This is a genomic window from Candidatus Halocynthiibacter alkanivorans, from assembly GCF_003333265.1.
Taxonomy (GTDB): Bacteria; Pseudomonadota; Alphaproteobacteria; order Rhodobacterales; family Rhodobacteraceae; genus Halocyntiibacter_A; species Halocyntiibacter_A alkanivorans.
The window spans coordinates 14,851-36,735 of sequence record NZ_QOLB01000138.1; the positions used below are offsets into that span (position 1 = coordinate 14,851).

General features: G+C 59.5%; 19 protein-coding genes. 10 read left to right on the forward strand and 9 right to left on the reverse strand.

What is annotated here, in order from left to right; all coding sequences use genetic code 11:
* Positions 1-138 precede the first annotated feature (138 nt).
* The 3 genes from DWA01_RS17895 (at position 139) to DWA01_RS17905 (ending at position 6,591) form a co-directional block, all read left to right on the forward strand.
* The gene (locus DWA01_RS17895; protein WP_114287176.1) at positions 139-2,418 is read left to right on the forward strand and encodes an NADP-dependent malic enzyme; all 2,280 of its coding nucleotides are present in this window, start codon (positions 139-141) and stop codon (positions 2,416-2,418) included.
* Positions 2,419-2,813: 395 nt separating this feature from the next.
* The gene (locus tag DWA01_RS17900; protein ID WP_114287177.1) at positions 2,814-4,706 is read left to right on the forward strand and encodes a propionyl-CoA synthetase; all 1,893 of its coding nucleotides are present in this window, start codon (positions 2,814-2,816) and stop codon (positions 4,704-4,706) included.
* A gap of 475 nt (positions 4,707-5,181) precedes the next feature.
* Positions 5,182-6,591 (forward strand): sigma-54-dependent transcriptional regulator, encoded by a 1,410-nt coding sequence (locus tag DWA01_RS17905; RefSeq protein WP_235008603.1) that lies wholly within the window; start codon positions 5,182-5,184, stop codon positions 6,589-6,591.
* A 13-nt stretch (positions 6,592-6,604) separates the two neighbouring features.
* Here DWA01_RS17905 and DWA01_RS17910 read toward each other — a convergent pair whose 3' ends face one another.
* Complete coding sequence (locus DWA01_RS17910; RefSeq protein ID WP_114287178.1) at positions 6,605-7,372, reverse strand: NAD kinase; 768 nt, start codon at positions 7,370-7,372, stop codon at positions 6,605-6,607.
* 184 nt (positions 7,373-7,556) lie between these two features.
* Here DWA01_RS17910 and glyA point away from each other — a divergent pair, with 184 nt between their 5' ends.
* Both glyA and DWA01_RS17920 read left to right on the forward strand, forming a co-directional pair.
* Positions 7,557-8,852: a serine hydroxymethyltransferase gene (glyA, locus tag DWA01_RS17915; RefSeq protein ID WP_114287179.1), complete on the forward strand. Its 1,296-nt coding sequence runs from the start codon at positions 7,557-7,559 to the stop codon at positions 8,850-8,852.
* Between the two features lie 140 nt (positions 8,853-8,992).
* Entirely contained in the window at positions 8,993-9,763 is a 771-nt protein-coding gene (locus tag DWA01_RS17920) for an alpha/beta fold hydrolase (RefSeq protein ID WP_114287180.1), read from the forward strand.
* Between the two features lie 3 nt (positions 9,764-9,766).
* On the opposite strand, the gene DWA01_RS17925 is transcribed toward DWA01_RS17920, so the two are convergent.
* On the reverse strand, positions 9,767-9,952 hold the full coding sequence (locus DWA01_RS17925; protein WP_114287199.1) for a CTP synthetase: 186 nt from the start codon (positions 9,950-9,952) through the stop codon (positions 9,767-9,769).
* Between the two features lie 189 nt (positions 9,953-10,141).
* Between DWA01_RS17925 and DWA01_RS17930 the strand changes: the two genes are divergently transcribed.
* On the forward strand, positions 10,142-10,381 hold the full coding sequence (locus DWA01_RS17930; RefSeq protein WP_114287181.1) for a type II toxin-antitoxin system Phd/YefM family antitoxin: 240 nt from the start codon (positions 10,142-10,144) through the stop codon (positions 10,379-10,381).
* Positions 10,382-10,455: 74 nt separating this feature from the next.
* Here DWA01_RS17930 and DWA01_RS17935 read toward each other — a convergent pair whose 3' ends face one another.
* The 4 genes from DWA01_RS17935 to DWA01_RS17950 all read right to left on the reverse strand — a co-directional run bounded on the left by DWA01_RS17935 (position 10,456) and on the right by DWA01_RS17950 (position 14,566).
* Positions 10,456-10,833, reverse strand: coding sequence for a hypothetical protein (locus tag DWA01_RS17935; RefSeq protein WP_114287182.1), 378 nt, complete (start codon positions 10,831-10,833; stop codon positions 10,456-10,458).
* 362 nt (positions 10,834-11,195) lie between these two features.
* Complete coding sequence (lepA, locus tag DWA01_RS17940; RefSeq protein ID WP_114287183.1) at positions 11,196-12,995, reverse strand: translation elongation factor 4; 1,800 nt, start codon at positions 12,993-12,995, stop codon at positions 11,196-11,198.
* Positions 12,996-13,183: 188 nt separating this feature from the next.
* Positions 13,184-13,900, reverse strand: a complete 717-nt coding sequence (locus DWA01_RS17945) for a porin (RefSeq protein WP_114287184.1) — start codon at positions 13,898-13,900, stop codon at positions 13,184-13,186.
* Positions 13,901-14,110: 210 nt separating this feature from the next.
* On the reverse strand, positions 14,111-14,566 hold the full coding sequence (locus tag DWA01_RS17950) for an Lrp/AsnC family transcriptional regulator (RefSeq protein WP_114287200.1): 456 nt from the start codon (positions 14,564-14,566) through the stop codon (positions 14,111-14,113).
* A 140-nt stretch (positions 14,567-14,706) separates the two neighbouring features.
* On the opposite strand from DWA01_RS17950, the gene DWA01_RS17955 reads away from it, so the two are divergent.
* Positions 14,707-15,753, forward strand: a complete 1,047-nt coding sequence (locus DWA01_RS17955; RefSeq protein ID WP_114287185.1) for a Glu/Leu/Phe/Val family dehydrogenase — start codon at positions 14,707-14,709, stop codon at positions 15,751-15,753.
* A gap of 39 nt (positions 15,754-15,792) precedes the next feature.
* Positions 15,793-16,806 carry a hypothetical protein gene (locus DWA01_RS23705; RefSeq protein WP_235008604.1) on the forward strand — a complete coding sequence of 338 codons (1,014 nt, stop codon included), beginning with the start codon at positions 15,793-15,795 and terminating at the stop codon, positions 16,804-16,806.
* 358 nt (positions 16,807-17,164) lie between these two features.
* Here DWA01_RS23705 and DWA01_RS17970 read toward each other — a convergent pair whose 3' ends face one another.
* A complete protein-coding gene (locus DWA01_RS17970) occupies positions 17,165-17,716 on the reverse strand; it encodes a low molecular weight protein-tyrosine-phosphatase (RefSeq protein ID WP_336470015.1) in 552 nt (183 codons plus the stop codon).
* A gap of 392 nt (positions 17,717-18,108) precedes the next feature.
* On the opposite strand from DWA01_RS17970, the gene DWA01_RS17975 reads away from it, so the two are divergent.
* Complete coding sequence (locus tag DWA01_RS17975) at positions 18,109-18,801, forward strand: NAD-dependent deacylase (RefSeq protein WP_114287188.1); 693 nt, start codon at positions 18,109-18,111, stop codon at positions 18,799-18,801.
* A 320-nt stretch (positions 18,802-19,121) separates the two neighbouring features.
* Here DWA01_RS17975 and DWA01_RS17980 read toward each other — a convergent pair whose 3' ends face one another.
* Together DWA01_RS17980 and DWA01_RS17985 are read right to left on the reverse strand one after the other, a co-directional pair.
* Positions 19,122-19,661, reverse strand: coding sequence for a copper chaperone PCu(A)C (locus DWA01_RS17980; RefSeq protein ID WP_114287189.1), 540 nt, complete (start codon positions 19,659-19,661; stop codon positions 19,122-19,124).
* 174 nt (positions 19,662-19,835) lie between these two features.
* Positions 19,836-20,228, reverse strand: coding sequence for a hypothetical protein (locus DWA01_RS17985; protein ID WP_114287190.1), 393 nt, complete (start codon positions 20,226-20,228; stop codon positions 19,836-19,838).
* A gap of 301 nt (positions 20,229-20,529) precedes the next feature.
* On the opposite strand from DWA01_RS17985, the gene DWA01_RS17990 reads away from it, so the two are divergent.
* A complete protein-coding gene (locus DWA01_RS17990) occupies positions 20,530-21,708 on the forward strand; it encodes a winged helix-turn-helix domain-containing protein (RefSeq protein ID WP_114287191.1) in 1,179 nt (392 codons plus the stop codon).
* Positions 21,709-21,885 lie beyond the last annotated feature (177 nt).

Sequence of the window (21,885 nt, forward strand, 5' to 3'; positions counted from 1 at the left end):
GGCTGATGTCAAAAGGATGCAAGAGGCGCAACCGCGAAATCGCCTCCCAACGCTCGCTTTCCCCGGCCGCAGCCTTGACCCAGAGGCATTTCGGGCAGATAGTTTAAAGTTAAACAATCTTTATTCAGAGGCAGCGACGTGACCGAAAAACGCAAAGATTCTCTGCGCCAGGCGGCGCTGGATTACCACGAATTCCCCAAGCCGGGAAAACTTGAAATCCGTGCCACCAAACCGCTCGCCAATGGCCGGGACCTCAGCCGGGCCTATTCCCCCGGCGTCGCCGAAGCCTGTCTTGACATCAAAGCCGATCCCGAAACCGCCAGCAAATACACCATCCGCGGCAATCTGGTGGCGGTCGTCACCAATGGCACGGCGGTGCTGGGCCTTGGCAACATCGGTGCCATAGCCTCCAAACCAGTGATGGAAGGCAAGGCGGTTCTGTTCAAGAAATTCGCCAACATCGACTGTTTTGACATTGAACTGAACGAAAGCGATCCGGAAAAGCTCGCGGACATTGTCTGTGCAATGGAACCAACCTTTGGCGCCATCAACCTGGAAGACATCAAAGCGCCCGAGTGTTTCATCGTCGAGGAAATTTGCCGCAAGCGTATGAACATTCCCGTGTTCCATGATGATCAGCACGGCACCGCGATTGTGGTCGGGGCCGCAGCAACCAATGCGCTGCACGTGTCCGGCAAAAAATTCGAAGACATCAAACTGGTGTCCACCGGTGGTGGCGCTGCTGGCATCGCCTGTCTGAACATGTTGCTGAAACTCGGCGTAAAACGCGAAAACGTATTCCTCTGCGACCTCAGCGGGCTGGTCTATGAGGGGCGCGAAGAAGAAATGACGCCGCAAAAGGCAGCGTTTGCCCAGCCTGGCGGTCCGCGCGACCTGGCCGATGTTATTGAAGGCGCCGACATGTTCCTCGGCCTCTCCGGCCCCGGTGTGCTGAGCGCAGAAATGGTCGCCAAAATGACCCGCCGCCCGATCATCTTCGCGCTGGCCAATCCCAACCCTGAAATCATGCCCGAGGACGCGCGCGCAGTTGCGCCGGACGCCATCATCGCCACCGGCCGATCTGATTTCCCCAACCAGGTCAACAACGTCCTGTGTTTTCCCTTCATTTTCCGCGGCGCGCTGGATGTGGCCGCGACAGAGATCAATGATGAGATGAAACTGGCCTGCATTGCCGGCATCGCCGCGTTGGCACGCGAAACAACCAGCGCCGAAGCCGCCGCCGCCTATCGCGGTGAGCAGATGACCTTTGGCGAAGACTATCTGATTCCCAAACCGTTTGACCCGCGCCTGATGGGGGTGGTGGCCACTGCCGTTGCAAAGGCGGCGATGAAAAGCGGCGTTGCCAAACGGCCGCTGGCCTCAATCGAAGAATACAAAGCCGAACTGGACCGCTCCGTGTTCAAGTCTGCTTTGATCATGCGTCCTGTTTTTGAAGCCGCCGCCACAGCAGAGCGTTCTATCGTATTTGCCGAGGGCGAAGATGAGCGGGTGTTGCGCGCGGCAAACGCGATGATTGAAGACACCACTGACAGGCCCATTCTGATTGGCCGTCCGGATGTGATTGCCATGCGCGCAGAACGCGCCGGCCTGTCCATTCGCCCCGGCGAAGATTTCCGCATTGTGAACCCGGAAAATGATCCCCGCTACCGGGACTACTGGATGGCCTATCACCAGCTGATGGCGCGCGACGGCGTAACACCGGATCTGGCCAAAGCCATCATGCGCACCAATACGACCGCGATTGGCGCGATCATGGTGCACCGCGGCGACGCCGACAGCCTGATCTGCGGCACCTTCGGGCAATACCTGTGGCACCTGAAATATGTGAACGAAATCCTTGGTTCCCCCAAGCTGCGCCCGGTTGCCGCGCTCAGCCTGATGATCCTCGAAGACGGCCCGCTGTACATCGCCGATACCCATGTGAATCAACAGCCTACACCAGAACAAATCGCCGAAACGGCCATTGGCGCCGCGCGCCACGTCCGCCGGTTCGGGGTGACACCAAAAGTGGCGCTGTGCTCTCACTCGCAGTTTGGCAATCTGGACTGTGACACCGGTCACCGGATGCGCGAAGCCTTGCGTATACTGGATGCCCGGGCCGTCGATTTTGAATACGAAGGCGAAATGCACGTGGACGCAGCGCTTGATTCCGACCTGCGCCACCGGATTTTTCCGGACAGCCGGTTTGAAGGCGCGGCCAATGTCCTGGTTTTTGCCAACTCAGACGCCGCCTCTGCAGTGCGTAACATCCTGAAAATGAAAGGCGGCGGCCTGGAAGTCGGACCCATCCTGATGGGCATGGGCAACCGGGCGCATATTGTGACCTCTTCAATCACGGCACGCGGACTTCTGAACATGTCCGCCATCGCCGGCACCCCGGTCGCACATTACAGCTGACCAGGCACGCGACATTTCAGCCCGGCTCCTTCTATTCGGAGCCGGGCGTTTTCATCCGTCATTTTTGCAGTTTTGAGCTGACATTTTCCGGCCCTGGCGCAGGACCAACACGTCTTGCGCCTGACTGACTCTCAGCCCGCTTTCAGGCTGCCCAATGCACCCACCTGGGCGCGCAGAGCCCATCCCCCCGATATCCGTGGCATGTGACCAATCCCGGAGCAGACAGCCGTTTGATTGCTGCGCACAAAGGCGTCAGGAGAAAACCGGAATTCGCGACCAGGTTTTTGCTGGGATTGTTATCGCCAACAGTGGCAAGGTGACTCAGGAGCGACAAGATTTCTTGTGATACACCAGCCGGACTTAAAAAAATACCACGGCATAGGGGAGGATTCCGAATGGGATACGCTGAGATTTACCAGGGCTGGAAAGATGACCCGGAAGCATTTTGGATGGAGGCGGCCAAATCCATCAGTTGGGACAAGGCGCCTGGCAAAGCGTTGTTTGATGACAATGCGCCGAATTATGAGTGGTTTTCCGATGGCATGGTCAACACCTGTTACAACGCTGTGGACCGTCATGTTGAAGCCGGACGCGGCGATCAGGCCGCGATTATTTACGACAGCCCGGTAACTCAAAGCAAACGCTCCATTTCCTATGCCGAACTGCGCAGCCGCGTCGCCTCACTTGCCGGTGCATTGCGCGCCAAGGGCGTGGAAAAAGGCGACCGGGTTATCATTTACATGCCGATGATCCCCGAGGCGCTTGAAGCCATGCTGGCTTGCGCGCGGCTCGGCGCAGTACATTCAGTGGTCTTTGGCGGGTTTGCATCCAATGAGCTGGCCGTGCGCATTGATGACTCAAAACCCAAAGCCATAATTGCCGCCTCCTGTGGCATCGAACCCAGCCGGGTGGTGCAATACAAACCGCTGTTGGATGCCGCCATCGCTACTGCAGAGCACAAGCCGGATTTCTGCGTCATCTTTCAGCGGGACCAGGCGGTCGCAAAACTGATTGAAGGCCGCGATGTCAACTGGCACGGGTTTCAGCACGGCATAGAGCCCGCAGAATGTGTCCCGGTTGCAGGCAATCATCCTGCTTATATTCTTTACACATCGGGCACCACGGGCCAGCCCAAAGGTGTGATCCGGCACACCGGAGGGCATCTGGTGGCGCTGAACTGGACGATGTCAAACATCTACGATGTTAAACCAGGAGACGTTTTCTGGGCCGCGTCTGATGTGGGCTGGGTCGTGGGTCATTCCTATATTTGTTATGGGCCACTGATCCACGGCAACACCACTGTGGTGTATGAGGGCAAACCCATCGGCACCCCGGACCCCGGCGCGTTCTGGCGCGTCATCGAAGAGCACAAGGTCAAAGTCCTGTTCACCGCCCCGACCGCGTTTCGCGCTATCAAACGGGAAGACCCCAAAGGCGCACTGGTCAAAAAATATGATTTGAGCGGGTTCCAGGCCTTGTTTCTCGCCGGTGAACGCGCGGATCCCGATACCATTCAATGGGCGCAAAATGTGCTGGGCAAGCCGGTGATCGATCATTGGTGGCAAACTGAAACCGGTTGGGCAATTGCGGCCAACCCGATGGGCATTGAAGCCCTGCCGGTAAAACCCGGCTCCCCCTCCGTTGCCATGCCCGGCTATGATGTGCGGATCCTGGATGAGGCTGGGCATGAGGTCGCCAACGGGGATATGGGCGCGATCGCGGTCAAACTTCCCTTGCCGCCCGGCACATTGCCAGGTCTCTGGAACGCAGAAGACCGTTTCAACAAAAGCTATCTCGACCACTTCCCGGGCTATTATGAAACCGGTGATGCGGGCATGAAAGATGAGGACGGTTATCTCTACATCATGGCGCGCACCGATGATGTCATTAATGTTGCCGGGCACCGTCTCTCCACCGGGGCTATCGAAGAAGTTCTGGCCGCGCACCCGGACGTAGCCGAATGCGCCGTGATCGGTGTTGCAGACCCGTTAAAAGGTCAACTGCCGCTTGGGCTGCTCTGTCTGAACGCGGGTTGCGCGCGTGTCCACGCTGATATTGTCAAAGAAACCATCAGACAGGTCCGCGACCAGATCGGGCCTGTCGCAGCGTTCAAACTGGCGGTGGTTGTGGAGCATCTGCCAAAAACCCGATCAGGTAAAATCCTGCGTGCAACCATGGCCAAAATTGCTGACAGCGAAAAGTTCAAAATGCCCGCCACGATCGACGACCCGGCAGTGCTGGATCATATTGGCAGATGTTTGAAAACGATCGGCTACGCAAGCGACTGACATATCACATAAATACGTCAAACACCCGGCTCCGCTGCGAAGCCCGGGCAGGGTGGCGGGGGCACCAGCATTCAACACTCACTCAGCGTGATGCAAGCAGCAGTCTTACACCCTGTCTGCACCCCGCCTGCCCCCCCCGGGGTGGCGACAGGCCTGAACTGGTCACGACCACAGCACAAGTTGAAATATCAGGCGCACCCTGGAACGGTGAACCGCTGAGCGCATCTGCTGTTACCCGCAGGCGCACACAATGGGTTGCGTCACGGATGCCTCAGCGGTAGGGTCAATGAAGTTACATCAAACTGGTACGCTCTTTTTGTTTAATGCGAGAACGACCGGCTCCTCACAAGCTGAACTATTTGCCCCAGGAATTAGATCCTGAGGCACTGGTCCGGGCCGGAAGACTTAAGACGCTGGTGGGCGCATAATTTGTCCATGCATGCCAGCTAGTTACCCTAATAGTAAATGTAAACTGATGTTGGTACCGAGCACCATGAACTCTGATCCTGTATTAATCATCGAAGACACGTCTGCCTTGCAAAAGGTCTACTCCGAAATCCTTCAGGATGCGGGGCACCAAACGGTCGCCTGTGAAACAATCGCGCGCGCCTTGCAGCTGTTCCAACAATACAAACCAGGTGTTGTTTTGTTGGATCTCATCCTGCCAGATGGCAATGGTCTGAATTTATTAGAAGAAATTCTGGCGCAGCAACCAGACACTAAAGTCATTGTCCTCACGGCGAATGGCACCGTCGACAAAGCGGTCGACGCCATGCGTGCAGGGGCGTTTGACTTTATCCTGAAGCCGATTGAAGACCAGCAGCTCTTAAATGTTGTCATGAATGCCCACAGTGAGAAGCGGACCACGGCGCAGCTGAATGAGCCCCTGTGCGGTTTCACCGGCAACAGCGACGCAATGACAAGAGTTTACACCACCATACGATCTGTTGCCGGATCAATGGCGACCGTGTTCATTACCGGTGAAAGCGGCACCGGCAAGGAAATTTGCGCCGAGGCGGTTCACCAGCATTCAAACCGCGCCGAAAAGCCGTTTGTGCCGATCAATTGCGGCGCCATCCCGTCCGGGTTTCTTGAAACTGAAGTGTTTGGCCATGTCTGCGGCGCCTTTCCCGGCGCGGTGAATGACAAGATTGGTGCCGCCGCAGAAGCCGATGGCGGCACGCTGTTTCTGGACGAGGTCTGCGAAATGGATCTCGCATTGCAGTCCCGGTTTCTGCGTTTCCTGCAATCCTCACAAATTCACCCGCTTGGGGCCGCAGGGCCGCGCAAGATCAACACCCGCATTATCTGTGCAACATCTCGCGATCCGATGGAAGAAGTCCGCGCCGGCCGGCTTCGCGCTGATCTGTATTACCGATTACACGTGGTACCGGTCCACATGCCACCGCTGCGGGACCGGGGCGAAGATGTTATCATGATCGCCAACTGTATGCTGTCGCAGCTGTCGCAGCGGGAGAACCGGCCAATGCTGCACCTGACGCCAGAAACGGAAACACTGTTCCGCAACCACAGCTGGCCGGGAAACGTGCGTGAATTGCAGAATGTGCTGTGGAATATTGTTGTCCTGAGCGCGGGACCCGACGTTGCGCCTGCTGATCTTCCGCGCGAAATCCTGACCTCACTGAGGCGGCCCTCCCAGCTGTCAGCGTTAATGGATGGTGCGAATTTCGGCACCAGTCAGGCGGTTGACAGGCTGATCGGGCGCAGTCTCGCGGATATTGAGCGCCGGGTGATTGAGCAGACGATTGCGCGCGAAGAAGGCTCCGTTCCCGCCGCAGCGCGGGTATTGGATGTTTCGCCATCGACGCTCTATCGCAAGCTGGAAGCATGGGGGCATCCGGCCAGAAAACGCCGCAACGCCTGACACGTCGTGCCGGTTATACAAATTGCTCCCGGATAAGCCGTTCTTCCAGCCCATGCCCCGGGTCAAACAGGATCCGGTGTGACACCGTCGGCTCTGACCTGATTTCGACCGACAGGACATCGGGCACAGAGCGGCTGTCCGCTTCTGCCATCACCGGGCGTTTGTCTGGTTCCAACACGTCAAAGCGCACTTTTGCCGCGCTCGGAAGCAAGGCACCACGCCAGCGCCGGGGCCGGAAGGCCGACATCGCCGTCAGCGCCAGAACGTCTGATCCGATCGGCAGGATGGGCCCGTGGGCAGAATAATTATAAGCGGTAGATCCGGCCGGGGTGGACAGCAGAGCGCCATCACAGACGAGTTCATCCATCCGCACACGCCCGTCCACCGAAATGCGTAATTTTGCCGCCTGTGGCCCCGCACGCAATAGCGAGACTTCGTTGATGGCCAGCATTTTCTGCCGACGCCCCTGGGTGTCGATTGTGACCATAGCAAGAGGATGAATCAGCGCTTCCTCGGCGTTTTGCAGCCGCACATCCAGGTCTTCTTCGTCATATGAATTCATCAGAAAGCCGACGGTGCCCCGGTTCATGCCGTATACTGGTATGTCCAGATGCATGGTGCCGTGCAGCGTCTGCAGCATAAACCCGTCGCCGCCAAGAGCGACAATGACATCCGCCTCGTCGCTGCGCACGTTGCCATAACGCGCCGACAACCTTTCCAATGCATCCTGAGCATTGGATGCGGGGCTGGCCATGAAGCCGATTTTGGCGGGGTTGGGCATCGCCGGTCTCCTGCGCGACAAATGTTTCCCAAAAGACATCGCGCGCCCGGATCAGAAACACAAGGCCAGTGAATCGCACAATAGCACGCTTTTCATAATCATTATGTCGGAAACAAGCCTTTTTCCGTTGCGGTTATTTGCCTAAATACCGCCAGAGATAACGCCCTGCAGGGAGAATGCACAAATGACCGTTACCACAAGCGACACTGGTTTCTTCACCGAAAGCCTTGCCAGCCGCGACCCCGAATTGTTCGCCTCAGTCACCAGTGAGCTGGGACGCCAGCGCGACGAGATCGAATTGATCGCCAGCGAGAACATCGTTTCCGCAGCAGTGATGGAAGCCCAGGGCACGGTACTGACCAACAAATACGCCGAAGGCTACCCGGGCCGGCGCTATTATGGCGGCTGCGAATATGTAGACGTTGCCGAAAACCTCGCCATTGACCGCGCAAAACAGCTGTTTGGTTGTGAGTTCGTCAATGTGCAGCCCAACTCCGGCTCTCAGGCCAACCAGGGCGTGTTTCAGGCGCTGATCAAACCCGGCGACACCATTCTGGGCATGAACCTTGCCTCCGGTGGTCACCTGACCCATGGCGCGAAACCAAACCAGTCCGGCAAGTGGTTCAATGCTGTGCAATACGGTGTGCGCAAAGAAGACAATCTGATCGACTATGATGAGGTTGCAGCGCTCGCACAGGAACATAAACCCCAGATGATCATCGCCGGTGGCTCCGCCATTCCACGGGTGATTGATTTCGCAAAATTCCGCGAAATCGCCGATTCCGTTGGCGCGATCCTGCATGTGGACATGGCGCATTTCGCTGGCCTGGTGGCCGCGGGCGAACACCCCAGCCCCTTCCCGCACGCGCATGTGGTGACCACAACCACCCATAAAACCCTGCGTGGCCCGCGCGGCGGCATGATCCTGACCAATGACGAAGCCATTGCCAAGAAAGTGAATTCCGCGATCTTCCCCGGCATTCAGGGCGGCCCGTTGATGCATGTGATCGCCGCCAAGGCGGTGGCCTTTGGTGAAGCGCTGCGCCCCGAGTTCAAAATCTATCAGAAAGCCGTTCGTGCCAATGCGGTTGCGCTGGCTGACCAGTTGATGAAGGGCGGCCTGGACATCGTCACCGGCGGCACCGACACCCATGTGATGCTGGTTGACCTGCGTCCCAAAGGAGTGAAGGGCAACGCCACTGAAAAAGCCCTGGGCCGGGCCAAAATCACCTGCAACAAAAACGGCATCCCGTTTGACCCGGAAAAACCGATGGTCACCTCCGGTGTGCGTCTGGGCAGCCCTGCGGGCACCTCGCGCGGCTTTGGTGAGGCGGAATTCCGTCAAATCGCCGACTGGATTGTTGAAGTTGTTGACGGGCTGGCCGCCAATGGCGAAGAGGGCAATGGCGCGGTTGAGGCGAAAGTCGCGACTGAGGTCAAAGCGCTTACTGCCCGCTTCCCGATGTACCCCAACCTGTAATCAGGCGCTAAACATCTGAAATTTAACGGCATCCGGAGAAATCCGGGTGCCGTTTTTATTTGCCGCCTGTTGTACGGCGCGCATAATATGCCCACCCTATGATGGGTTTTCAGCACCGCGCCAACAGGGTAGACAGGGGCATGAACACAGAGATCCTGAACACCGTCATCACCGGCGAAGCCACTGATAAAACGTCTCTTTTAATCGTGCACGGGCTGTTTGGCTCGGCGCGGAACTGGGGGGTGGTGGCGCGGCGCATGGCGCAGGACCGTCAGGTCATTTCGGTCGATATGCGCAATCACGGCACAAGTTTCCGTTCCCTGTCAAACAGTTACGACGATATGGCGGCGGACCTGGCGCGGGTGATTGAGGCCACGGGCGGACCGATGCATGTGCTGGGGCATTCGATGGGGGGCAAGGCGTCGATGATGCTGGCTTTGCACCGGCCTGGCCTGGTTAAGCGACTGATAATAGCCGATATTTCACCGGTTGCTTATGGGCACACTCAGGTCGGACTGGTGGATGCAATGAAGTCTCTGGATGTCAGCCAGGTGGAAAAACGCGGCGATGCGGACCGGGCGCTGGCGACGCTGATTCCCGAAGATTCGGTGCGGGCGTTCCTGCTGCAATCCTATGATGTTAAAGGCAAAAAATGGCTGCTGAACCTGGATGTTCTGGGCGCAGAAATGGCGCAGGTTGTCGGCTGGCCCTACCCCGAGGGCCGCTTTGACGGGCCCAGCTATTTCATCTCGGGCGGCGACAGCAGGTATGTGAAATGGGAGCAGCGGGCTGATATCAAAGCACTTTTTCCCGCTGCCAAGTTCGCAAAAATCCCCGGCGCAGGCCATTGGTTACACGCGGAAAAACCCCGCGAATTTGAAGCGGTGTTGCAAACGGTGCTGGTGGATTAAAAGTTAATCCAGCTCAGAAATCAGCTTGGTCGTCCAGTAAGTGATTGGCAGGCCTGCAATAAAACCCACTCCCGCCGCGATCAGAATCGGGTTGAGCGTGTCGTTTCCCGTGACCAGCGCCACCAGAACACCGATGCCGGCGGTGGTGGTGGTGATGATCGGGAACAGGGTAAAACCAAGACGGAACATGCGGATATCCTTTGAGAATTGATGCATTTGGGGTGAGATTATTCCACCCTGCCCGCCCCGGTCTTTGATCAGGATCAGATTACCTGCGTTAAACCTGCGCCCGCACCGGTCAGCGGGCGTTCATCCCACCGCACTAATGTGAATTTTGCACATTTCAGCAGGTGGGTTGTGCAAAAGCGGGAACGGATCATGAAAACAGTGAAACAGATCAGCGTCACCGATTTGAGGCGCCATTTCCACCCGGCGCTGGCGGCGGTCTGGCTCGGGCACAGCCGGCTGGAATTGCACCGTCACGGGGTGGCAGTGGCCGCATTGGTGAGCATGGACGACCTGAAACGGCTGGAGGCGCTGGACGGCACGACGGTGGCGCGGGAAAAGGCGCGCCGCGCACGTGACTGGGAGCGGTTCATGGCGGCGAAACGGGGGTGAGCAGACGGATCGGACAATTGAGAAAACCGTAGCAACGGATCAACCGCTGCCCCGGTGGTTTTCAGATCACATTCTCAGCCGGAGACTTCATAGAGGGCTGTAGAGCCCTGGCCTTTTTCACGCCCGAGCAGAATACCGCCGTCGACACGCGTAAAGGTCTGACAATCGTCGGGCAGAGCTTCTCCGCCCAATTGCACCTTGCGACAGAAGTAACCGTCTTCCTCTGTCCAGCTGCCGGTCAGGGCCTTGCCGTTAAATTCGCCCGTCAAAGAGCCGTCTGACATTATCACGACGTAGCCAGCTTCATTGGACAGTGTTTTGCCCATAATCTCGGGAAGGACTGTCGAGGTTTCCGACATTGTGTCTGCCATTGGCGCGCTGTCTGTCGCAATTCCGCTCATCGGATCACAGGCCGCGAGAGCAAGAGAGGCAGCAAGGAATAAAATCTTCATAATCGACCTCCTGAAAAATAAAGTGAAAACATAACCAGCGATAATGGGCCGGGCAATATATCAACCGGTCAGCTCAAAAGGCCAGGGCGGGACAGGGTAAACAGAGAGAAATGCCCGCCCACGCCGCCCACGGGGAGAGCATATGATACGGGCTTTGCCCGGATCATTCAGGAAGTTGGGGTGGCGGGGGTTGGGAAGTCCGGAGGCGGGTTAATCAGGAAGATGAGCCGGCATGGGGATGTGAAAAAACGCCCCGTGGGGCGTTTCTGGCTGGTGCGATACTGTTGGCGAGGCGCGCGGGGTTAGCGCTCGGGCCCCGCCCTTAAAACGCGGGAGCGCTCCACCGGAGCGTTTTCCCCGTTTTAATCATCCATCTTCAGCGCCGAGATAAAGGCGCTTTGCGGGATCTCGACCTTGCCGAACTGGCGCATCTTCTTCTTGCCCTTTTTCTGCTTCTCCAGCAGTTTTTTCTTACGGGTCATGTCGCCGCCGTAACATTTCGCGGTCACGTCTTTGCGCATGGCGGACAGCGTTTCGCGCGCGATCACCCGGCCACCAATCGCGGCCTGGATCGGAATCTTGAACATGTGGCGCGGGATCAGCTCTTTGAGCTTTTCGCACATCATGCGGCCACGGGCTTCGGCGCGGTCGCGGTGCACCATGGTGGAAAGCGCATCGACCGGCTCTTCATTTACCAGCACCTGCATTTTCACCAGCGCGTCTTCGCGGTAGCCCATCATCTGATAGTCAAAGCTGGCATAACCTTTGGTCACCGATTTCAGCCGGTCATAAAAGTCAAACACCACCTCATTGAGCGGCAGGTCATAGACCACCATGGCGCGGGCGCCGGCATAGGTCAGGTCCATCTGAATGCCACGACGGTCCTGGCACAGTTTCAGCACATCACCGAGATATTCGTCGGGCACCAGAATAGTGGCTTTGATGCGGGGCTCTTCCAGGTGGTCGACATAGGTCAGGTCGGGCATGTCGGCGGGGTTGTGCAGCTCGATCATTTCGCCGGAGCGCATGTGGATGTGATAGATCACTGATGGCGCGGTGGTGATCAGATCGATGTCATATTCGCGCTCCAGCCGGTCGCGGATCACCTCGAGGTGCAACAGACCGAGGAAACCACAGCGGAAGCCAAAACCAAGCGCGGCGGAGGTTTCCATTTCAAAGCTGAAGGAGGCGTCATTCAGCGCCAGTTTATCAATCGCAGCGCGCAGGTCTTCAAATTCGGCAGCGTCGACCGGGAACAGACCGCAGAATACCACGGGCTGGGCGGGTTTAAAGCCGGGCAGCGGCACGGTAGCGCCGCGTTTCTCGGTGGTAATCGTATCGCCGACACGGGTGTCGCGCACCTGTTTGATGCTGGCGGTGATGACGCCGATTTCACCCGGGCCCAGCACGTCAATGTCGGTCATCTGCGGTTTGAGCACCGCCAGTTTGTCGATGCCATAGGTGGCGCCGGTCTGCATCATTTTAATGCGGTCGCCGCGGCGCACGGTGCCGTCCATGATGCGCACCATGACCACAACACCAAGATAGGAATCATACCAGCTGTCCACCAGCATCGCTTTGAGCGGCGCGTCGGGATCGCCGGTGGGCGCGGGCAGACGGGTGACGATGGCCTCGAGCACATCGGGCACACCCAGCCCGGTCTTGGCCGAGATATGCACCGCTTCAGAGGCGTCAATGCCGATGACATCTTCGATCTGTTCGCAGATGCGTTCGGGTTCCGAGGCCGGCAGGTCGATCTTGTTGAGCACCGGCACGATCTCGTGGTCCGCCTCAATGGCGTAATAGACATTGGCCAGCGTCTGCGCTTCCACGCCCTGGGTGGCGTCCACCACCAACAGAGAGCCTTCAACCGCACGCATGGAGCGGGAGACCTCATAGGCGAAATCGACGTGGCCGGGGGTGTCGATCAGGTTGAGAATATAGGTCTCACCGTCTTTGGCCGGGTACTCAATACGCACCGAGTTGGCCTTGATGGTGATGCCACGTTCGCGCTCAATATCCATCGAGTCGAGGATCTGCGCCTGCATGTCGCGTTCGGCCACGGTGCCGGTCAACTGAATGAGCCGGTCCGCTAAGGTGGACTTGCCGTGGTCGATATGGGCAACGATGGAGAAATTGCGGATATTTGAGAGCTTTATCATGCAACGGGATATGCGCGGAAATCGCGCTTTGGTCAAGCAGAGTTGCAGCTTTCGCGCCGCAGGTCGCGCGAATCTGATGACAATATCTGGTGGTGCAGAAAAATTAGGAACGCTCGCGAATAAAGGTCGCACAATCCGGGAATTTTGAGGGGGCCACGGGCGTTGTCGTCACGCCCGTGGCAAAGTCATCAGGCGCCGGGAAGAATGGAGAACACGCTGCGTTTTCCGAAGGTGGTGCCGCGCTCAGCCCCGAAGGTGAAAGTTGCACCGATGGCGAAAAACGGCTCGTCAAGGATCGTAGTGCCGCCAGCGACCCATTCAGCGGTGCCATAGCTGGCGTTCAGGGAAACTGTATCGGAGATAGCATAATCTGCTTCAACCGCGAAGTTGGACAATTCCAGCACGCCACCGAAATCGACTGATTCGTAGCGCAAGCCGAGTGTCGTTCCATTCGCCAGTTTGGTGCGGCCGGCTATACCAAAACCATCACCGGTATCACTGTCAAGATCGCCCCTGGCCCAATAGGCTTCCAGATCAAGCGCGCCCATTTCTGCGCCCATTTCGAGCCCATAGATGTCAGCGTTTTCGCCGTCCAAACGATCAATGCCGTAAAAAACACCCAGAGACACGGACTCGCTGGTGTTGTAGATCCCGTGCAGCACGTAGTTTTGTGCGGTCTCATCTGCGGTGTTGAAGCTGCGACTGCCCATATCAAGTTGAAGGCCAAGTTCGCGACTGATACCAAACTCGAGCGAGGCGTCCAGAGACGTGGCTGACAAGTCAGTATTGTCAGAGAACGCAGAATAAGTGATGCTGGCTTCGCCACCGGTGATTTGCTGGGCTGACGCTGAAACCGCACTCAGCGCAACAATGGAAGAAGCGGCAATAACAATAATTTTTTTCATATTTATAATGCTTTATGTCAGATTGCGTTTTACAGGTGAACTCCCTGATATAACGGCGATACCCTTCCCTCGCACCGATTTAAAGTGGCAAGGTGGTATTGCTGTACTCTTTTTACGTGTAGTGACTGTTCCGCAGCAGCTACCCAGCGCAAGCCCCAACATTTACATATTCAAGACACCAATGGCGGCGCCCTTAACCCTCACCCCCCGCTAGCCTTCTGGCAGGGCGTCGCGGCGGATCATGGTGCGCAGGGCAAAACTTGAGCGCATGGTGCGGATGCCGGGGACCTGCATCAGCCCCTCTTCCAAAAAACGGTCAAAGGCGGCAAGATCCGCCGCCACCGCGCGGATCAGAATGTCGCGGCTGCCGGTCATCAGGTAACACTCCATCACTTCGTCAAACCGGGCCAGCGATTTTTCGAATGATTTCACCGCGTCGCGGCTCTGGCGGTCCAGTTCGACAAAGATGAAAATATTGATCGGCAGCCCGAGCCGTTCCTGATCCACCCGGGCGGAATAGCCGGTGATAACGCCCTCAGCCTCCATCCGGGCCACGCGGCGGGCGCAGGGTGTCGGCGACAGCCCGACCCGGGCCGAAAGGTCCGCCAGCCGTTGTTTGCCGTCGCGCTGCAGCGCCACCAGAATCTTGCGGTCAAACGCGTCCAGCATATTTTTACCAATTCCTATCCCGAAATGAGTATTGATCTGCCTTGACTATACCTTTGGCCATATAAAAAAGCGATAATTTCGCCCTCTGGCGGCGCTACTCTTTCCGGGACATTATTTTGTAACGAGGGAGAGAGCCCATGCTGACCAGTATTCAGACAGCCGGCCATGAAGAAGTTTACCGCGTCCGTGATCCGGAGGCGGGGCTGACCGGGTTTATCGCGCTGCATTCCACCTTGCGTGGACCGGCGGCGGGAGGGCTGCGCATGCGGCCCTATGGCACGGACGATGAAGCGCTGGCGGATGTGCTGCGCCTGTCCCGCGGCATGAGTTTCAAAAATGCCGCCGCAGACCTGCCGCTGGGGGGCGGCAAAGCGGTGATCATTGGTGACCCGCTGCGCGACAAGACCCCGGCGCTGTTGCACGCCATGGGCCGCGCCGTTGAGGCGCTGGAAGGGCGCTACTGGACCGCAGAGGACATGGGCATGAGCCCGGCCGATATGCGCGAACTGGCCCGTGAAACAAGCTATGTCGCCGGGCTGGCGGAGGGCGATTTTGCCAGCGGCGACCCGTCCCCGGTCACGGCGCGCGGCGTGTTCAACGCTTTGCGCATCGGCTGCAAACACCGTTTTGGCAGCGATGATCTGACCCGCCGCCGTGTGGCCGTACAGGGGCTGGGCCATGTGGGCATGCATCTGTGCGAATTGCTGCACCGGGCCGGCGCCCTGTTGACCGTTTGTGATCCGGATCACGATCTGGTCGCGGCTGCGGTGCATCGTTTTGGTGCTGTGGGCGTATTGCCGGACGCCATCTATGGGGTCAGCGCCGAAGTGTTTGCCCCCTGTGCCATTGGCGGCGTGCTCAACCGGCGCAGCATCAGCCGGCTGCGTGTCGGCCTGGTGGCCGGCGCTGCCAACAACCAACTGGCCGGACTGGCGGACGCCGATGCGCTGCAGGCGCGCGGTATTCTCTATGCGCCTGATTATGTCGCCAATGGCGGTGGCATCATCAATGTGGCAACGGAAATCCTGCGGGTGCAGGACAGTGGCCCCTGGGTCGCAGCCCGACTGGCAGCGCTGGAGGAGACCATGGAGCGCACTCTGAGCCGGGCCATCGCCGGAGACATCAGCCCGGCGCGGATTGCCGACAGCACCATTGAAACGGCAATGCTCCGCCCGGCGGCCTGATCTGCGCCGACGCAATTGAATCATGCCCCGAAAAAGGGCATGATTGGCTCCGTAACGTGCGCAGACACGAAGGAGAGGCAGATGGCAGACAGAGCAGCAAAACCAACATTCACAGCAAGCGGCTGCGGCACCGCAGCGGGCGTTCCGGCGACAGAGGATACCGTAAGCAGCACACGCCTCCTCCGGGTTGCGGAGGATGTTTTACGCCGCGCCGACAACGGCCAGCCAACCACATTCCGCATTGCAACAACAGATGCAGGCCCGCGCATGGTGCGCGGCCTGTTTCAACGCCTGCCACGGCTCATCTCTCAGTACATTTCCCTGTGCACCTCCCTGCGCACCTCCCTGTGCATCCCTTTGTGCATCCCTTTACGCATCTCTCAGCGCGCTTCGCAAAGCGCTTCTCGACACCTCTCCCGGTGCACTTCTGACGGGACTGCGCCTCTCACCCCGCTGCACGCCGCCAGGAGCGCCGCGCCGGGTGCCTCGCCGCACACCTTGATGGGCGCACGCCTGTTCCCCTCGCCAGCCACCTGCCGGTTAAATCCGCGCGGCATGCAACAGCGCCCTACCTTTCCTTTTCCCGGCATTAAGCCACCAGGCGCGCTGGCCCGGGCCATTGCCCGCCTGGTGCGACTGCCCGTTTTCCGGCGCGGTCATCGTCGCGCTCCATCGCCTGTTCTCCGGCCTGTTATCTGGCCTGCTATCTGGCCCGCTTACCTGGAGGCTGTCCGCCGCATGATCCGGCCGCTCGCCGCCAGCCTGTTGCTGAGCACCGGCCTCGCGCTCAGTTTTGCCAACACCGCCAGTGCCGGCGCGCTTGAACGGGCCTGCAACGCCTCAGAGCAACAGGGCGGCAATCGCAATCTTTGCGGCTGTATTCAGCAGGTTGCCGACCTGACCCTGAATGGGCGCGAGCAAAAACTGGCGGCTGGATTTTTCAAAGACCCGCAAAAAGCCCAGGTCATGCGCCAGTCGGCCCGCCGTCGTGACGAGACGTTTTGGCAAAAATATTTGGCATTCGGGGAAAGCGCGGCGCTGTATTGTTCCTGATCCGCCCGGCGGCCCGGGCATAAATATGCTGGCATGATGATCCCGACCTGGCCGCCTGCTACGCGGCGCTGTCTGACGGTTTTGGGCCAGATGGGTTTGGTCCAGACGATTTCGGACAGGATGATTGCTGGACAGGTGTCTGCAGGCCCGATGATTTCGGGCGGGGTGACTTCGGGCGGCATGGCGTTTGTCACTCCGCTTGATGGTCGCGCCGGCGGTTAGCCCGCGCCTGGCTGGCAGAGCGGCGCCCGGCCCTCAGCTGGCCGGTGCTCAGCACACCGGAATATGGGTGCGGCCTTCAGCCACCGAGCCTTTAATCCCTGGTTTTCTTGAGCACCCGAGCTTCTCTACCCGTATCTCACTGCCCGCCTTTCATCAGCTGACTGTCACGCCTTGCTATCAGTGCCCGGATCAGCCCCTGTGCGGCCTGTTCCACCAGATCGATGGTCTGATCAAAGTCGCGCGAATAATAGGGGTCTGGCACCTGCTCCACGCCGGCCTCCGCCGCGTAGCCCAACAGCAATTGCAACCGGGCGCGCGCATTGGCCGGCCGCAGCGCCTGCACCCCGGCCAGGTTGTCCGCATCCATCGCCAGCACCAGGTCGAATTCATCAAAATCCTGCAGTCGGATCTGACGGGCTTTCAGCGTGGAAAGGTCATAGCCCCGCGCCTTTGCCGCCGCCTGCATCGGCGCGTAGGGCGCCTGTCCCACATGCCAGTCGGACGTGCCGCAACTGTCCACGACCACCACCAGCCCCGCCTCCTGCGCCAGCCGGACAAACACGCCTTCCGCCGTGGGCGAGCGACAGATATTTCCGAGGCAGACAAACAGGATGCGCGGCGGGTCCTGCAACTGCGGCATCCGGTGCTGGCTGTTGGTTTCAGACGGCTGGATTGTGATCCTGGGCATGTGCATGATCTCCTGCGGCTGGGCACAAAGGGCGGATACGTATGGGCCTGAGTTATTGGCCGCATAGTACGGGCCCGAAGTATTGGCCCGGAATATGCGCCAGAAAGTATGGGCAGGCAAATATGGCTTTAACAGCAGGGCGCCAAAACGCGGGCCGCAAGCACCGGTCCGACGGCACAGTCCCGGAGGCACAGTCCCGGAGGCACCGGAACGAAAACGCTGGGCTGAAAACGCTGAGCCAAAAGCACCGGGCTGAAAGTACTGATCCAAAACCACCGATGCGGTCGCACCGACCCGGCTGCGCGAAACAGACCTGCCTGCGGCGGGCGCCGGGGCTCGCCAAATCGCGGCGCCCTGTTATTCTGGGACACAAACCAGCGCGGAGAAGCTCTATGAACAAGATCATCATTCTGACCGGTGCCGGCGTTTCTGCGGAAAGCGGGCTTGAGACGTTTCGCAGTGAAGATGGGCTTTGGGCGCAGCACCGGATAGAGGATGTGGCCACACCTGAAGGCTTTATGCGGGATCCGGATCTGGTGCTGCGGTTTTACAACAGACGCCGGGCGGACTGCGCGGCGGCGCGGCCCAATGCGGCGCATCAGGCGCTGGCGGCGCTGGAGCAGGCACCCGGGCACGATGTGTTGCTGGTCACCCAGAACGTGGACGATCTGCATGAACGCGCCGGGTCACAAAATGTGATCCATATGCACGGGGCGCTGAACCTTGCGAAATGCCACGACTGCGGTCACGGCTGGCCGGCACCAGAGCGGATGTCTGTGTCTGATCGCTGCGCGCGCTGCCAGGCCCGCGCCACCCGTCCCGATATCGTCTGGTTCGGGGAGATGCCTTCTCAGATGGCGCGCATTGAGGCGGCGCTACAGCAGGCGGATCTGTTTGTGGCGATCGGCACTTCGGGCCAGGTCTGGCCGGCGGCGGGGTTTGCACAGCAGGCGCGGATGTGTGGCGCCGCCACCCTGGAGCTGAACATTGAGCCCACCGCCGTGCGCGGTGATTTCCGCGACGGGCGCTACGGGCCGGCGGGCGAGGTGGTGCCGGCCTGGGTTGAAGAGGTTTTGCGCCGCTGAGCGGCGCGGGGCGCCCGGGGTGAATACCCCGGGCGCCCCCCCTTTTTGCTGTTCTGTGCGCCCGGTCGAATACGCCGGGCACCCCTCCCTTTACTTTTCTGCGCGCCCGGGCGCATGCCCTTGCCGCCTCTGGCCTGGCAGCTATGCGATTTTTCAGACGCCGTGCCCGCGGCCCGGTCTGTGAGGGTTGCCGCCCTCTCAACGCCCGGGCACGGCGTTCGCTACAGGCGGCTGATGAAGTCTCATAATGGCAATCAGTCCGGGCGCCCGGACCGGGGCCGGTTTGCGGATCAGTCTGAGCCGTTCACCGCATTCACTTCTCAGCCCGGGTCAGACGCACTTGTTGTGCCCATCTCCATGCCATTCATATTCATACCGTCCATATTCATGCCAGCCTCACCGGGTTTGCGCAGCAGATCGACGGCAATGTCCACGTCAATCTCACCGGCGTTTTCAAACACCAGCGTCACTGAAATCACCTGACCCTGTTCAAAACCCGAGGCCAGCCCCATGAACATCACGTGGGTGCCACCACGTTTCAGCACCGCAGAGCCGCCTGCCGGAACCACCAGCCCCTCCTTCAGGTGACGCATGCCAACCACGCCGTTCTCAAGATTTAGTACGCTGTGCAGCTGGGCCAGTTTGGCCACATCGCTGCGCACCTCAATCAGCCGGTCCGCAGTGCCGGACTGGTTCGACACCTGAAAATAGGCCGCACCGGTTTTGGCGAACGCGCCGGCGGAGCGGGCATAGGCGTCGCTTATGGTGAGGTCTGCGGCGAGGGCGGGCAGTGTGGTTGCAAAACTGACGGCAAGGGTGGTGGCGGCAGCGGCCGCCAGAGAAAAAGATCTGAAAGACATGAGGTCTCTCCTTAACAGGTCGGAATATCAGCGGATGACTGTTTGGTGGTGGGGGGTGGGCCGGTAACGGGCAAAGCACGTGAGCCCCGCCGCCCCTGAAACCACAAAACAGGAGGTAAGACGCGCCATGTCAGCGCCGCAAAAACTGCGGCGGCAAATGCAGGCGCTGCAACATCAGGCGCGCGGCGGTGCACGGGGCTGGCCGCGCCGGTGGGCCAGGTTCGCGGCGCAGAGCTCAACGCCTTCAAACACCAGCCTTCGCTGGCGCGGCTGAAACTCCGGTCCGGCAAACTCGGTCACCGGCAGCGCCAGCGCCAATTCCGGCAGACCCTGCGGGCCTGGCTGGCCCGGTGCCGCTGCCAGGACACAGTCCGGACAAATATGTGGTGGTCCCAAAGGCTGGCCATTGTGATCCATCAACACGGTGACCACCGCATGACCGGTGCAAAGCTGCATCTGCCCGACAGCGGCGCGGATCTGATCCCGGGCCGCGGCCATGCTGGCGCTGGTGAAGAGCAGGACCAGGGCCAGCACCAGCTGGAGGATATGATGCCAGGCAAAACGCATGGACAATATTTAACGCGACAGCGCGCATTAGAAAAGTGCGAAACTGTCGCGCCCTGGCTTTGCCGCCGCCGGCGCCGCCACTGTCACGGTGCCTCCTGCTCTGACCGGGACTATCCCGGACCGGGTCGGCACGCATCGGTCAGACTCCCCGACGCCGCCGCCATACGGCCCCAAACTGGCGGCTGGCCCGAAGCGGATGGTCCTGCCAGTGCCGGGCTGCCGCATCACACCCGTGTGTTTTTTCTTGCGTCCCGGCCCTAAGGGCGCTGTAGTCTGGCAGGAACAGAACAGGAACCCGAGAATGGCCCTAAAAATTGACAACCGCGCCGCACGCCGGCTTTTCATTGCCGCGCAGGGTCTCGGCCTCAACCCCACCGGCGCGCTGGATGTGATGGCGATGATCCGCCAGCTGGGCTTTGTGCAGCTGGACACGATCCGGGTGCTGGAACGGGCGCATCACCACATCCTCTGGAGCCGCAATCAAAACTACCGCCCGCACATGCTGCAGGCGGTGATGGGCGGCGCGGATGGCATTTTCGAACATTTCACCCATGATGCCTCGGTGATCCCGATGGCATACCTGCCGATGTGGCAGCGGCAATTTCGCCGCAAAAAACAACGGATTGATAACGCGGGCTGGTACAAATCCATGCTGGACGCCGCCGGGCGGGACCGGATTAAATCACGCATCCGCGACGAAGGCCCGCTTTGCACCCGCGACTTTGACACCAAACTGGAGGGCACCCGCGAGATGTGGGCACGTCCGCCGCATAAACTGGCGCTGGATTACATGTGGTACAGCGGCGAGCTGGCCACCTGTCACCGGGTGAACTTCACCAAATTCTACAATCTGGGCGAACGGGTGTTTCCGGCGGGCTTGCGGGAACAAGAGGTCGCCGATCAGGACCAGGTGGACTGGCTGTGCCGGAACGCGCTGCAGCGGCTGGGCTTTGCCAGCTGTGGTGAGGTGCAGCGTTTCTGGGAGGCGATGAGCGCGCAGGAGGCGCGGCGCTGGATCGGGACGGCGCCGGATCTAGTGCCGGTGGAGGTGGAGGCGGCGGATGGCAGTTGGGCCGCAGCGCTGGCGCCGGGCGATATTGAGACCCGGCTCGCGGCAGCGCCCGCGCCGCCCGGCCGGTTGCGCATCATCAACCCGTTTGACCCGCTGATCCGCGACCGGGTGCGATTGAAACGGTTGTTCGGCATTGACTACCGGGTCGAAATGTTCGTGCCCGCCGCCAAACGGCAATGGGGGTATTATGTTTGCCCGCTGCTGGAGGGGGACCGTTTTGTCGGCCGCATTGACCTGAAAGCGGAGCGGGCAGAAGGGCAGCTGAAAGTGCGCAAACTCTGGGCCGAACCCGGCGTGGCCTGGGGAGCCGGTCGCCGCGCCAGGCTTGACGCGGAGTTGCAGCGCATGGCGCTCTTTCTTGGGGTTGATGATGTGCACTGGGAATGCAGCGACCTGGTCCCGGCGTGACCGGCGCTGTCCGGCAGAGTCTGTTGGCGCTGCGGAGGCTGAATTGGCCTTTATCAGCGTCTTATTCTACGACTGCGCCCGATATGTGACATTTATTTGAGCCACAAAATAAACCGATTGTTTTTTGTTTCAGCTGTGCAATCCTGGCCGGATAACATTACTGTTACAGGAACGATT